The organism is Microbacterium panaciterrae, assembly GCF_039541635.1.
Lineage (GTDB): Bacteria > Actinomycetota > Actinomycetes > Actinomycetales > Microbacteriaceae > Microbacterium > Microbacterium panaciterrae.
Genome location: NZ_BAABGP010000008.1, coordinates 85,112 through 98,228, shown reverse-complemented (window position 1 = coordinate 98,228; position 13,117 = coordinate 85,112). Strand labels below are relative to the sequence as shown.

Genomic DNA, 13,117 nt, shown 5'->3' with positions numbered 1-13,117 from the left:
AGATCGATCAACATGAGGAGGTTCCCGTTGACGGACATTCACCCCACCACGACACCAGAAGAGGTCTACCTGACGCCGGCGCAGGTCGCGCTCCTCATCCCGGGCATGATGAAGGCGGCGCTTGCCCAGCTTCGATACCGCGGTCTCGGACCCACGTATCTCAAGCCCACCGCAAAGCTGGTCCTCTATCGCCGGGACGATGTCATTCACTGGCTCGAGCGCTCCGCGTTCACGAGCACGCGAGAGGTCGCATGATGAGCGTTCAGGACAGCACGCGAACAAGCAACCCCAACCCCACAGTGATCGCGATGCGAGACGAGTGGCGAGGTTCCAAGTCGAAGGACTACCTCGAGCACCTGAAGCGCGTCGCCGACGGCGCCATCGAAGAGTATGTGGCCTATCCGAGGGAAGAAGCCATCTACTTCCTGATCGAGACGGAGTTCACCTCCTTCGTCTGCACGGAGCTGGACCGGATCCGCTCTGTGCGAGTGCTTGACTGGAAGCTTCGATATGACGGCTCCGCCCACACCGAGCTGCGATCCGAGGTGGAAGCGGCCGCGCTCCAGGCGTGGCCTCCTACAATTGCAACGGTTGCGCAGTCGATGACGACAGCGATGACAAAAGCAGGGCTTACCGAAGCAGAGGTGTCGCGCGGTCAAGACTTGTTCCGAGAGCTGGGGCCCGCAGCCCTAGAGCGGAAGGAGAACGCGGAGACTGACGCAACCTTCTTCGACCTGCTCGCTGGCCTGGCAGGCCCCGAAGGAGACTTGCTCCGTCGGTTCCTCGAGGCGCGAGAGCACGCCTTCCAGGAGGCGACGAAGCCCGCGGTCTACACGGATCAACTTATCGATGACATGTGGGCGTCCGTGCGGCGCGCGGCAGTTCGCGAGGTGGTGGGCCGCCTCGTCGATACGGCAGAAGCAGCCGGCGGCTTCCCAGAGGCCTATGCGTTCTTCCCTAGCGACCTGGAGCGACACATGCTCGAGCGCAGCCCCGAGTCGCGGGACTTCATCATTCGCGCAAACGTGGCCGACGCGCGCCTGGAGGGGCGAATCATCAAGGAGCGCCTTTGAACCTCCATCCCGACGCGGCGACCTACGCGAGCGATGCCTGGTACGACAAGGAGGACGTGGAACGACGTTTTCTTGAGTTCCAAGCAGCCGAGGTCGGCCGACGAGCGCTCGCCGCGAAACAGAAGCACCAGGAGACGCTCGAGCGCGCGAAGATCGCGGACCTGCACGAGCGGTCAGTCATCCTCGGCGAGGAAGACAAGCGACTCCCCCAGCCCATGCAAAAGGAGGTAGTCAACCTCCGTGCGCGAGAAATGGGGAAGGCCTACCTCGACGCGGAGAAGGCGGAAATGCTGGAGATCCCTCCCCTCCAAACTCTCAGCGCCCTCCTGGCGAGCGAAATCCGCGAGGAGCCCTGGATCATCGAAGGGCTCATGCACCGCGGCGGCAACGTTCTTCTCGCAGCGCAGCGGAAGACCGGCAAGACGAGCATGGTGAACAACCTCGCGCGTTCCCTGGTTGACGGCGTGCCGTTCCTCGACCGCTTCGCTGTGAGCGAGCCTCGTCGCGTCGCCATCCTGGACTTCGAGATGAGTCGTGCTACCGCCCTGACCTGGCTCGACGGCCAGGGCATCGTCAGAACCGACGCGCTCAGTACGGTCCCCCTCCGCGGCAAGGGCGGCACATTCCGGATCACCGACCCCTCCACTCGCGCGCGGTGGGCAGAACAGCTCCGGGGGTTCGACGTACTCATACTCGACCCGGTACGACCGCTGATGGACTCGCTCGGGCTGGACGAGAACCGTGAGGCGGGGAAGCTTCTTAGCGCGTTCGATGCTCTCAAGGCTGAAGCGGGTATCTCGGAAGGAGTTGTGGTCCATCACATGGGCCACGCAGGTACCAACGCCCGGGGCGACTCTCGTTTCGAAGACTGGCCCGACGCGATCTGGAAATTGCAGAGGGAGGACCCGAACGATCCCGGCGCCTTCCGCTTCTTCGAAGCCCAGGGTCGCGATGTAGATCTTCCGCGTGGGCTCGTTTCGCTTTACGACGGCAGGAGGCTCGCATTTGCGGCTGACGCTAGAAGCGTCATCGCCGACACCCATCTGTCCAGTTTGAAGACCACGCTATCGGTGCGAGGAGAGATGACCAGCGGACAGATCGAGCAGCTCGGCATCCGCGGCATCTCCAAGAACACAGTTTCGCTGTTCCTGCGGAACGCAGTTGAGAACGGAGAACTCAACGTCCGCACGGAAGGCAACAAGAAACTGTTCTCGGTCGCCCTCCCTTCGACCGGAGACTCCCCCGAGTGATCATCCCCCTACATCCCCCTTATAGGGAGTGGGGGATATAGGGAGATGCTTTCGCTGGCCCGGGGATTACGCACCTTCTAGGTCCCTGAATGAAGTGGGGATATGTGCCAGAGGTTCTTGCCATGGCCGAATATCCCCGATAATCTATACCCCCCAGGGGTATTCGTGTGGAAGGACTCTGCAAGATGGCAACGATGGTCCGGGAACAAATCGAAGGTGCTCGTGAAATCGAGTTGCTCGCGAAGCAGGTCGGGACAGACGAGCACGGCTTCACAAGGGTGTTTATCTCGTTTCCCTGCCAGGACGGCGGCTGCAACGAGGGGGAACACTGCTTCGTCTTCGACGGCAGCAAGCTCCTTCGCCTCCTGAAGCAGGAGATGGGACTCAGCGACCTCGAGAAAGATGTCGACTGGGACTACCAGCTCCGCCTCCTTCTAGGCGAATAGTCTCCGCCCATGAACGAAGAACGCATTCCGCGGGAGTGGGAGGACGCCGTCGTCCACCGCCTCGCCGATCTGCTCGGCGACGCGATCACCGTCCTGATCGAAGAGCGTCTGACTCGGTCGCTACCGACGGCAGATGGTTCCGAGCCAATCCACATCAGCCGCCAACCGTTGCGTATCCAGGAGATGGTCGCCGAGAGCGGCCTCTCCCGCTGGACGATCATGTCGGCCCTTCAGCGCGGCGAGCTTCACGGTGGACAGCGACTCAAGCGCGGCACCTGGCATGTGGAAGAGCCCTGCTTCCGCGCGTGGATGCGTGGAGACGAGTGCGCGCACCAGCGACGAGGCGAAGCGAACGAAGGAACGCCACTCAAGAGCCGCCGGCGCTGAGCGGATAGGGCTTCGCAACGCAGGCTGGGACAAGAACACCACGGATCTTCTGATGCAGTTCGCCACCGAGATTCCGAGACATCACACAAGAGGGGGTTGGAGAGGCCAAATCTCCCCGACGCAGGGCGTCAGACACTTCTAGCGATCGCCCACTGAAGACCTCAGGCCCCGTTTCCCGCCCTGCGCCGCTTCGCCCAGTCAGGGTCAGGCACCGGTGGGGCGGCCAGCCTACCGGGAGCATCAGACCCGCCGCGGGAGGCCACATCCAGTACCTCGACGAACAACGCGCTCAGGCGCACGAATCGCACGATCGCCAAGATCAGACCGGCCTCGAAGACCCACCGGATGATCTCCGGGGTCAGCGGTTGGGGGCTGGCCGCAGTGACCGTCGGCGGATTGGACGGGTCAAGCAGGAGCCCGAAGATCGCGATCAGCGCACATAGCAAGGCCGTGCGGAATACGCTGCGCCAGTTATGAGCAAGGTCCGCACCGCCTGCCTCGCGCAGAATGTCAGCGCGCTCGCCCTTCGCCGAACTGAGCTGGCCGATGGCGACCGCGCTAAAAGATCCGAGCAGCGACACAACGATCGCCACAGCGGAATAGACGGCACGCCGATCGGGCGCTGAAGCGGCGGCGAGGATGTCCAGCCACGGCCACCATTGGATCAGGAGGAGGTGCGCTCCAAGAATGGCGACGGTGATCAGGTAGTCCAACCAAATGCGGTCAATCCAGAAGTCACGGACGTTCGCCGCAGCCTTCATTGTTGCGTCACGCATGCCCTCTCCTCTCCGATCCCGCCCCGATTCTCGCAGCGGCCACCGACATCGGGTCAGGCGTTCACGATCTTGCGCAACTCCTGCTCATGCTCCTGAGCCGCGTCGATGATCGCGCGGACGGCCGATTCGTTTCGGATCGGGCTTCCGTCCTCCGCGGTCGTGGAAATCTTCCTCTTCGCGGTGATCTTCTGCTTCGCGAAGTCTACGTCTACGCCATGTCGCTTGTCGTCGGCTTCGATGTAGACGAGTCGCCCCTTCGCGCTACGAATTTCGTTGTTGTCGGACGCCTCGGCGATCACCTTCGCTTCCTCGCGAACCGCCTTCCGCCCCTCGGCCATATCCTTCGCCCGTCCCGGCTGCAGGATCACGGTGACAACCATCGAGCCGTATTCCTCCTTAACTGCCCGGAGCACGTTCGAGAGCTTCGATCCACGCTTCTCCAGCGCATCGGCCTTGTTGGTGTGCACCTTGATCGAGATACGATCAAGTTCAGTGGACTGGTTGATCATCTGTTGTATCTCATGCGACACCATTGGCTCGGTGTCCACGACGAATCCGTCCCCCAGAATCTTCAAGTTGTTGAGCCACAAGGTGAAGGAGCTCGGCGTCGGGGCTGTCGTTGAACCCTGAATGAGCCCGATCACGTTGCCAAAGTCGAGGAACGCGATGATCGACGGCTCGACAAGCTGCGTAGCCTCGTCCAACTCGAGTTCGCCAATCGTATCCTTCTGCTCGTTGTAGACATCGAGCCAGGCGTCCTGATCCCGGACAAGCATCAACTTCAGGTGATAGGCGCCCCCTACATGCATCACCTCTCCAATGAGGGTGCGATCAGGGCCACTCCAGACCCGATCATGGAGCGGCACACTCGCCAGCTCCCGTAGGATGGCTTGCCAGTCGGCCTGCTCCATACGTTCGTTGGATGTCACGTTGATCCACTTCACCACTTCGTAGAAGTTGATCGTACGTTCACGCAACTTCGGGCCAGGCTGTGCCATATGCCCCCTCCTCACAATGCGACTGTCTACGCTCACGGTAGTGGCAAAGCGGGCGTTAACCGGGGAGCCGCCGGAGCGTGCGCGAGCCATACCCGTCGAAAAGGTGCAATGGCCGGAGTCTTAGACTCGCCCGTTGCATCCTGTGCCGAGTGCACGGCTGGGCGAGGCCGGCGGGCAACGGAGATCGGTGGCCTCATAGCTGCGCTCCTCGCGAACGCGCAGCGGAACGGACTGGCAACGGGTGAGACAATTCGTGTAGGAGGGTGGGCGGGGGCGTGTGTCCTTGGCACGGTGACTGGACCGGCTGTGGGAGTTCGACCGCTGGCCGACACGAACCCCGGGTCGCCTCTAACGCGAGCAAGCGTTTCATCGTCACAGTTGCCAGCTGCGGTGGTCGCGTCGTTGACCGAGGCCGACCCCATTTCTCCGAGGAGACGGGGCGGGCCGATCAGTCGTCGGACTTGTCCGTGTCGAGCCAATCGTCGATGAAATCGGTAAGCACTCCCTGGGTGTCACTCGCCACGACGCGCAGAGCCTGACGCGGAGACTGGTGCGGAAAGCGACGATCGAAGAGCTGACGGAACTGATCGATGTCGTCGCTGACTTGAAGGAGCGTAACCACGGTCACGATCTGCTTGTCAAGGTGCTCGATGCCGGTGTCCACAGTGAGATGCTGGTGATGCTTGCGCGCTCGGTGGCCGGAATCGCGGCGCGGATTAAGACGCTGAAGTTCACCAAGCACCGGCTCAGGCAGGTGCTTGTAGATGTGATCGTTGATGAACTTGCCGATGTACTGCGGATGCTTGGTCTTGCCCTCCTTGTAGTCCCAACCGTAGAGCCTGTAGAGCTCCCGGAAGAACTCATTTGGGAACACCGCCACCCACGGCCGGAACATCTCTGACACATACGTCGACAGGAGCTGTTGAAGCTCATCTCGAGCTCGCACCTCCTGGTAACCCGTTGCCTCGTCGACTAGCGCCGTGATGCCGACCTGGGCGAAGCTCCGCATCAGCACCTCGGCCGCCTGCGCGGCCCCGAGTTGGCTGTCCTGAAGCACGCCCGCCTGTCGGGCGGCGAGATATACCTCCAAGACCTTCGGAAGGGTTTCTGCTCGATACCCGGTCGAGATGAACCGCTGGTTGGGAAGTCGGTATCGGATCGGTTCCAGGTCGGAATGTAGCCCTTCCGGGGTAAACGTGTCCAGGTTGTTGGCGTTGAGGAACGGAGCGCGACGAGGCGTATCGGCGTTGCGTCGCACGCCGCTCTTAGTCGCTCGGTCCAAAGCTGCCATCACGGTGCCCTGTGAAAGCACCCTCGTCCCATCCGGCAGAACAGCGCACTCGATCCTGCGCTCCCCAATGATGATCGCCCCGGTATAGGTCGCGCGCGGGATCGTGTTGTCCCACCTCGACTCCGCGGCCCGCTGGGCTATCTCCCTGCGACGTTCTGGGCTGAGCTTGCGCGCCCTGGCTTTCCCGCCCTCACTCGCATCGAACAGCGCCTCATCTTTCTCTTCTCGGGAACCTTCTTCAGCCATGAGCGTCCTCTTTCAGGTCGGGGTGCTTACCGGCAAGCATCAGCTTGCATGCGGGAGCAGGTTTCTGCCGTGTGCGCCACGCCATGAGCCGGATTTATGCGGCGGATTCTCAGCAGAATCACGATCCCGCGCGCCGGTCGGATTGACCCATGCTTGCGCGAAGGGTGCCAGCAAGCACACTCTGCTGACCCACGCCCCCCACGCCCCGGCTGGAGCCGGGATGAGGAAGCACCCTGACGCCTAGACTCCGCGCCGTGCCGCGCAAGGCCGGGATGAGGTGATCTGTGGCCGACAACGTCAACGAGAACGTTCTTCGTCTCGTCGTGCAGGGCCAGGCTGATCTCGAGAAGGTCGTCGCGCTCGTCCGCCAGCTCGAGCAGGAGACAGGCACCTCCAGCCAGGCGATGAACAAGGCGCTCGGCGGAGTCAGCACCTCTTTCAAAGAACTCGCGGGCGTAGCGAACACCACCAAGACCGCCGTCGCGATCCCCGCAGGTTCCACGGCATCCTGGGACACGCTGAAGGCGAAGGTCCTCGAGGCCGCGGGTGCGTACCGCACACTGAACCAGGCTCGCCTCGCATCCGGTCAGACACCCGTCAGCGCGCAGCAGTTCCTTGCCTCTCCGGCGAACACGAAGAGCGTCTCACAGGCCGACCTGAACGCCTTCCAGCAGGGCTCCAACATCAGCCTGCTGGACGCCGCCAGCCAGGGCGCCATCCAGTCCCTCCCCCGCCTGCGCTACGCGCTGTACGACGTAGCCCAGACCGCCACCTACACCGGCATCGCGATGACGGGCCTGTCGATCGCAGTGGGCGCGGTGTCCATCAAGATGGACCGCCAGTTCGCGGATGTCGTGCGAACCACCGGCACCTACATGGACACGACCGGGCACCAGACGGAAGCCCTACGCGCACAGTTCGACAACCTGTTCTCTCAGATCCCCACCTCCTGGGGCGACCTGACGCAGATCGGCGCGCTGGCCGGACAGCTGGGTATTGCGAACCAGGATGTGGCCGAGTTCACGAAGCTCGTCGCCCAGTTCGCGGCGACCACGAATGTCACCGTCGACCAGGCCGGAACCGCGTTCGGTCGCCTCGCGGCCCTGCTCGACATCCCGTCCGCGAAGTTCCAGAACTTCGGCTCCGCGGTCCTCCGTGTCGGCGTCAACAGTGTCGCGACCGAGTCCCAGATCCTCAGCCTGTCCACGCAGATCGCCCCGATGGCGCGGGTCGCCGGGTTCACCGCGGATCAGGTGGTCGGCCTGTCCGGCGCGCTCGCGTCCCTCGGCGTCCAGCCGGAGCTTGCCCGCGGAACCGTCACGCGCCTGTTCACCAACATCGCCACCAGTGTCGCCAACGGCGGCACGAAGCTGGACGCTTTCGCCCGGCTCAGCAACGAAAGCGCTGCGCAGTTCTCCCAGAGCTGGGGCACGGACGCCTCGGGCGCCCTCCAGACCCTCCTGAACAGCATCGGTAACCTCGACCAGTCCCAGGCCATCCAGGCCCTCCAGGACATCGGCGTCAAGTCCGCCCGCGACATCCCCACCATGCTCCGCCTCGCGCAGAACACGGACCTGCTCGCGAAAGCACTCAAAGACGCCAAGGGTGGCTGGGACTCCGGCGCGGACGTAGCCCAGCACTACAACGTCATCACGTCGACGATCGCGGAGAAGATCCGCATCCTCGTCAACAACTTCCAGTTGCTCATCGAGCACGTGGGCAAGTCGACCTCCGTCCTGGGTGGTTTCGTCGACGGACTGATCGGCCTGGTCGGCTGGCTCCAGAAGCTCGTCGACAACCCGTTCTCCGCGACGATCGCAGGCATCCTGCTGACCATCACGCTTCTCGGTGGCGTGACCCTCATCGCCGTGGGCGGCATGGCACGGTTCGCCGCCTCCCTGTTCGCCGTCCGCACGGCCGCGACGGAGATGGGCATCTCCACCACCGCATCCGCGCTCTCCGTCAACACGCTCACCACCGCACTCCTGGGCGCCGAAGCCGCCGCAGGAGGCGCGGGCAAGACCGTTGCCGCACTCGGCATCGGACTCCGGTTCCTGGGCGTCGCCGCCATCGCGATGATCGCGGTACCGCTCGTCGATCAGTTGCATTCCTGGGCACTCGAGGCGGATGGCGCGAGCGTCAACGCTGACCGCCTCGCGAAGGCGCTCAATGGAGTTGCCTCCGGAAGCACTTCCAAGCAGGACCTCGCGGATATCAACGCCCAGATCAAGGCCATCGGGAAGTCGACGGCGGACGGTCTCGCGGCCACCACCAGCAGCGGCGCACCCAGGGCCGGGCGCATCACGACAGGCATACAGAACGACCTGAACAGCGCAGGGAAGCAACTCGACGCTGGGCTCGCCTCGCTCGGCAAGAAGCAGGCCGACTTCGCCTTCGCGAACGACTGGCTGAACCCCACCATCAACCAGCTCCAGAAGTTTGCACAGGCATACGCGGACGCCTGGAGCAAGGCGAGCACGGCCACCCAGCAGCAGGCGGTTCTCGACTCCTTCGACCAACTCAAAGAGCGCGCCAAAGACGCGGCCCTCGCGGGCGGGCAGTCGGCCCGTGACTTCGAGGAAGGCTGGCGCGTCAACATGGCGCCGGCGATCGCGGCCATCGGCACCGGGGTCAACGCGCAGAAGCTCCTCGCCGAGCAGTCGAAGCAGACCGCCGACGACATCTCTAACGCCATCAAGGACATTCTCGACGCGCAGGAGTCGGTGCTCGCCGTCCAGAACTCGGTCTACAGCCTGGGGTCCGCGCTCGGGGAGAACGGCGCCCAGTGGAGTGTCTACTCGGAGGCCGGACGTGCGAACATGGGCGCGCTCATGGCCGTGGTGAAGGCGATCGCCGCGGATACGCCGGGTGACTCGCAGACCATCGCCTCCAACCTCCAGGCACTCTTCAACACGATCGTGCAGGGCGGTTACGCCTCTGCGAACCAGCTCTCCTTCCTCCAGGACATGATCACCTCCCTGGCTGGAGGCAAGACCGTCCAGCCTGCCGTGCAGGACTTCTCGAGCTTCTTCGCGGGTATCGACACCGGCGCGCAGAAAGCGCAGGACAAGCTGGACCAGATGGCGAAGGCGGCCCAGAAGTCCGCGCAGGAGGCTGTCAAAGAGGTCCGCACGCTCATCGACTACGCGAACGATCTCGGCGGAGTGTTCTCCCGGGCGTTCGACATCCGCTTCGGCGGCCAGCAGGGCCTTGACTCGATCGCCTCGGGCTGGGCGAAGATCAAGCAGCAGATCGCGGACGCCGACCAGAAGCTCTCCGACCTGTACTCCAAGCAGAGCCAACTCGCCGCATCCAAGTCGACGAAGGAGTACCAGCTCGGGATCGCGCAGACCTACGGGGACGCCAAGCAGGCCGCACAGCTGCGTGCGGACATCGGTGATATCAACACGCAGATGGCCGCCAACCAGCAGGAGATCATCAAGGCACAGGACATGATGACCGCCTCCCTACAGGGCAACTCTGCCGCGGCGATCCAGAACCGGTCCGACATCCTCAGCCTCGTCCAGTCCTACGACTCCTACGTGAAGACGCTCGCGGCGTCCGGGCTGTCTCAGGACGAGCTGAAGGTCCGCGTCGCGCAGCTGAAGCAGGAGTTCATCGCCCAGGCGACCCAGATGGGCTTCTCCGGCCAGGAGATCGACGTGTACGCCAACCACTTCGACGACCTGATTACGGTGATCAACAACATCCCGCCCGCGAACGTCAGCGTATCCGGCCTGGGACCTGCCGAAGCGGCCCTGCGCGAGTTCTTCGCCCGCGCCAAGCAGCAGATCGCCAACACGCCGCTCGACGTGCCCGTCCATGTCCAGGCGCCCGACTACGGCAAGCTGTCCCGCGGGCAGGCGCTCACCGCGCAGATCGCCGCCCTCCAGGCGCTCATGCTTCCGCACGCGGGCACCGACTCGCAGGTCAGCCGCAACTACGACCTGCTCGCACGGATCCAGGCACTCTCCTCCCAGCTGTCTTCCGGTAACTACTCCGATGGTGGCTACACGGGCGCGGGTGCGCCTCTCGACATCGCAGGCAACGTCCACCGCGACGAGTACGTGATGTCGAAACCTGCCGTGAACTTCTTCGGTGTTGGCTTCATGGACCGCCTGCACATGGCGGGCAAGAACGGATCCTTCGCGGGGTTCTCGGGTGCCAGCGATGGAGGTCGTTGGAACCCGGCCGACATCGACACGCTCGCGCGCGCAATCGCCTACTACTCTCCCAGCCTCCAGATCGGCAGCGAAGCGATTGGGAACGCTGCCCGGGCAGCGAACATTACCGCCAATTCGCTGGGCAGGTACTAGCGACTGAGCATGCGCGCGGAGTCCAGATTCATGCCACGCGCACTATCGACACAGTGGGACGCCTGTAGAGGAAGGGCGCGGGGCCCGCTCCCTGACCCTATGAAGTAACGTTCTCACACCCTTGTCGGACAGGCCACGATGCACGATTCGCGAATCATCTCGAGAGTGGCTCGGGATATGGACAGGCAGCGAGGGCCGTGGAAGGTGCCTCATCTTTCTGTGGCGCCAATGACGCCAGGCCACTAAACTACGCCGCCTTATGGCGCAACTAGACCTCGCGAAAGGCTCCGTCGAGGAGCAGATCATCGTCTACGCGGCGATGAAGCTCTCCCCCGAAGACATCTCGGAGCGCATCGGTGGCGCGCTCACCCCGGCACGGGTCCGCCTGCGCGTTAAAGAGTTGCTCCAGGAGGGCGACTGGCTCGAGGACGCTGAGGCTGAGAAGGCTCTACTCACGATCGCCTTGCGCCAGATCGGTGACATCCAGCAGATCGCGGGGTCCAAGGATCTCGAGGCGGCAAAGGTGCTCCTCACATACCTGAAAGACGTGCTGGACCGCCTTGAGAAGCGGCAGTCAAAGCTGACCACCAACCTGAACACCTACAACCAGAACGTGGGCCGCCAACTCGGTCACGTGGTCGACCTGGCGCTCACTTACATGAAAGGCGCGCTGCGCGAAAGCGTCGACGCGGAGAAGTGGGATGAACTCGTCCTGGAGGCGATGACGCTCGCCTGGACTGAGATCGAGCGCCACCAGGAGTTAGAGGCGTGATCCTCGTGCAAGACACGCCGCTGCTCCGATGGGTCACGCTATAGGCGGCGCCGCAGACTGTGGAACGCTCGCCGCATGGTTGAGGATAGCCCTACGCCGGGACAGACCAGACGCCACGACCAGAACCACGGTGAGGATCGCGACGACAGTTCCTAGCCCGACCGCGGGCGTCTGCCACCCAGCAAGGGGCTTGAGTGCCTCCGAGAACTTCAAGACGAAGGTGTATCCGAACACGCAAGAGCAAATCAGAATCGTTGCCAGAAGCCCCGCCCACCAGAACCGACCGAATCTCGTCTCGTTCAGGAGGCCTCGGTACAGTTCCGCGTCGTGCCCTTCAAGAAGACTCGCAACACGGCCTTCCGCGACAGACCGCTTCGTGGCGAAAGCAGTCATCTCGGACCAGTGCAAAGTGCCTATCAATGCCAACAGCCAGATTGAAAACACCACGATGCTCGCGACGAGGGATACGTCCAGCACCTTGATGTCAGAAGTGATGATCCCGCCGGCAATCACCGTCACGCCAAGGCCAAGGCACGCCTGGATCTGATGCCCCTCAGCTCTGGCCCGATCCTCCGCGGCGGCTGCCTCGGACATCCAGAAGTCCCGCTGCGAGGCTCGTAGCTGCTGTTCCATAGACACAAGTTAGTACCCTGCTGTTCGCCATCCATGTACGCCAAAGTGGATGAAGACCCGTGGCCTCGACTTGGCGCTTGAGTGCCAATGATGCCACTCGTGTCAGAAACGAAGCGCGGGTTCTAGGAGCCCATAGCGATGGAGAGAAGAGCCCGCCCACCTTCAACCGCACCGGTGGACACGAGGCCGACGATGATCTGCGTTGCCAGATCCCGCCACGCAGATTTCTTTCCTGTGGGCGCCGCCTCGGCAGCGGCCTGAAACGCGACCCGAAGCCGCTCAACTGCGGACGTGAAGTCGAACGTGTGCCCTACGGCTTCGTCATCTAGTGCGAGCCTGATCTCCGATATCAAGCGGCGAATGTACGACCGCAGCGCGGGATCCATGTCGTCGTCGGTAAGCAGCGAATCCGCGTGATCGATGAGCGGTCTTAACCCCTGAAGCCGAGCGTCATCGAAGTCGATCACCTTGCCATCAAGAAATCCGGCCAATGCCTCGATCTGGTCGAGCTGATCGAGCGTGGCAACATGATCGGGCGCCGCGCCTTGGGCCCACCCGGCGGGGAGGGAAAGCGGAACGCGCGACCAGCCGTCGAGCTGTCGCTGGAACACGCGCACCTTGAAACCTGCGGCGCCGAGGATCTGCAGCTGTCCGCTTATCGTCCCGAGTAGTCCAAATGCTCTCCGAATCTCGGCAATCCCGTGAGACTCCCCAACCTGGAGAGCATTCGCGACGTTGGACGCTTCCTCGACCTTGGCACGCCACGAAGAGTACAGCGCGTGAAGCTCATCAGCGGCGTTCCCCATTTACACATGTTATCGACTACCGCACGGCAGCGAACGTGCCGAGAGGACCACCCGTCGCTCCCTACTCGAACCGGGGCAGAGGACTCGATCACAATGGCATCTCTCCGTTCCGGCCTGGCTACC

General features: G+C 63.2%; 12 protein-coding genes. 7 read left to right on the top strand and 5 right to left on the bottom strand.

From position 1 onward, the window contains the following. Positions 1-27 precede the first annotated feature (27 nt). The 5 genes from ABD882_RS05370 (at position 28) to ABD882_RS05350 (ending at position 3,156) form a co-directional block, all read left to right on the top strand. Positions 28-255, top strand: a complete 228-nt coding sequence (locus ABD882_RS05370; RefSeq protein WP_345185107.1) for a helix-turn-helix transcriptional regulator — start codon at positions 28-30, stop codon at positions 253-255. Next, the gene (locus tag ABD882_RS05365; protein ID WP_345185104.1) at positions 252-1,073 is read left to right on the top strand and encodes a hypothetical protein; all 822 of its coding nucleotides are present in this window, start codon (positions 252-254) and stop codon (positions 1,071-1,073) included. The genes ABD882_RS05370 and ABD882_RS05365 overlap by 4 nt, the downstream gene beginning before the upstream one ends. Next, positions 1,070-2,323 carry an ATP-binding protein gene (locus tag ABD882_RS05360; RefSeq protein ID WP_345185102.1) on the top strand — a complete coding sequence of 418 codons (1,254 nt, stop codon included), beginning with the start codon at positions 1,070-1,072 and terminating at the stop codon, positions 2,321-2,323. Before ABD882_RS05365 ends, ABD882_RS05360 begins: the two co-directional genes overlap by 4 nt. Before the next feature lie 185 nt (positions 2,324-2,508). Next, on the top strand, positions 2,509-2,769 hold the full coding sequence (locus ABD882_RS05355; RefSeq protein ID WP_345185100.1) for a hypothetical protein: 261 nt from the start codon (positions 2,509-2,511) through the stop codon (positions 2,767-2,769). 9 nt (positions 2,770-2,778) lie between these two features. Then, positions 2,779-3,156: a hypothetical protein gene (locus tag ABD882_RS05350; protein ID WP_345185099.1), complete on the top strand. Its 378-nt coding sequence runs from the start codon at positions 2,779-2,781 to the stop codon at positions 3,154-3,156. Positions 3,157-3,317: 161 nt separating this feature from the next. Here ABD882_RS05350 and ABD882_RS05345 read toward each other — a convergent pair whose 3' ends face one another. The 3 genes from ABD882_RS05345 to ABD882_RS05335 form a co-directional block, all read right to left on the bottom strand. Continuing rightward, positions 3,318-3,932, bottom strand: a complete 615-nt coding sequence (locus tag ABD882_RS05345) for a hypothetical protein (protein ID WP_345185097.1) — start codon at positions 3,930-3,932, stop codon at positions 3,318-3,320. 53 nt (positions 3,933-3,985) lie between these two features. Next, positions 3,986-4,930, bottom strand: a complete 945-nt coding sequence (locus ABD882_RS05340; protein WP_345185095.1) for a hypothetical protein — start codon at positions 4,928-4,930, stop codon at positions 3,986-3,988. Positions 4,931-5,378: 448 nt separating this feature from the next. Next, entirely contained in the window at positions 5,379-6,467 is a 1,089-nt protein-coding gene (locus ABD882_RS05335) for a P63C domain-containing protein (RefSeq protein ID WP_345185092.1), read from the bottom strand. Between the two features lie 284 nt (positions 6,468-6,751). Here ABD882_RS05335 and ABD882_RS05330 point away from each other — a divergent pair, with 284 nt between their 5' ends. Continuing rightward, entirely contained in the window at positions 6,752-10,783 is a 4,032-nt protein-coding gene (locus ABD882_RS05330; RefSeq protein WP_345185090.1) for a phage tail tape measure protein, read from the top strand. Positions 10,784-11,042: 259 nt separating this feature from the next. Further along, the gene (locus ABD882_RS05325; RefSeq protein WP_345185089.1) at positions 11,043-11,555 is read left to right on the top strand and encodes a hypothetical protein; all 513 of its coding nucleotides are present in this window, start codon (positions 11,043-11,045) and stop codon (positions 11,553-11,555) included. A 33-nt stretch (positions 11,556-11,588) separates the two neighbouring features. Here ABD882_RS05325 and ABD882_RS05320 read toward each other — a convergent pair whose 3' ends face one another. Together ABD882_RS05320 and ABD882_RS05315 are read right to left on the bottom strand one after the other, a co-directional pair. After that, positions 11,589-12,188, bottom strand: coding sequence for a hypothetical protein (locus ABD882_RS05320; protein ID WP_345185086.1), 600 nt, complete (start codon positions 12,186-12,188; stop codon positions 11,589-11,591). A 122-nt stretch (positions 12,189-12,310) separates the two neighbouring features. Next, the gene (locus ABD882_RS05315; RefSeq protein WP_345185084.1) at positions 12,311-12,994 is read right to left on the bottom strand and encodes a hypothetical protein; all 684 of its coding nucleotides are present in this window, start codon (positions 12,992-12,994) and stop codon (positions 12,311-12,313) included. Positions 12,995-13,117: the final 123 nt, after the last annotated feature.

Excerpts from the sequence above, each read along its gene's own strand:
- ABD882_RS05365 (WP_345185104.1), top strand. The coding sequence starts at position 252 with ATGATGAGCGTTCAGGACAGCACGCGAACAAGCAACCCCAACCCCACA.
- ABD882_RS05355 (WP_345185100.1), top strand. The coding sequence starts at position 2,509 with ATGGCAACGATGGTCCGGGAACAAATCGAAGGTGCTCGTGAAATCGAG.
- ABD882_RS05350 (WP_345185099.1), top strand. The coding sequence starts at position 2,779 with ATGAACGAAGAACGCATTCCGCGGGAGTGGGAGGACGCCGTCGTCCAC.
- ABD882_RS05345 (WP_345185097.1), bottom strand. The coding sequence starts at position 3,932 with ATGCGTGACGCAACAATGAAGGCTGCGGCGAACGTCCGTGACTTCTGG.
- ABD882_RS05340 (WP_345185095.1), bottom strand. The coding sequence starts at position 4,930 with ATGGCACAGCCTGGCCCGAAGTTGCGTGAACGTACGATCAACTTCTAC.
- ABD882_RS05335 (WP_345185092.1), bottom strand. The coding sequence starts at position 6,467 with ATGGCTGAAGAAGGTTCCCGAGAAGAGAAAGATGAGGCGCTGTTCGAT.
- ABD882_RS05325 (WP_345185089.1), top strand. The coding sequence starts at position 11,043 with ATGGCGCAACTAGACCTCGCGAAAGGCTCCGTCGAGGAGCAGATCATC.
- ABD882_RS05320 (WP_345185086.1), bottom strand. The coding sequence starts at position 12,188 with ATGGAACAGCAGCTACGAGCCTCGCAGCGGGACTTCTGGATGTCCGAG.
- ABD882_RS05315 (WP_345185084.1), bottom strand. The coding sequence starts at position 12,994 with ATGGGGAACGCCGCTGATGAGCTTCACGCGCTGTACTCTTCGTGGCGT.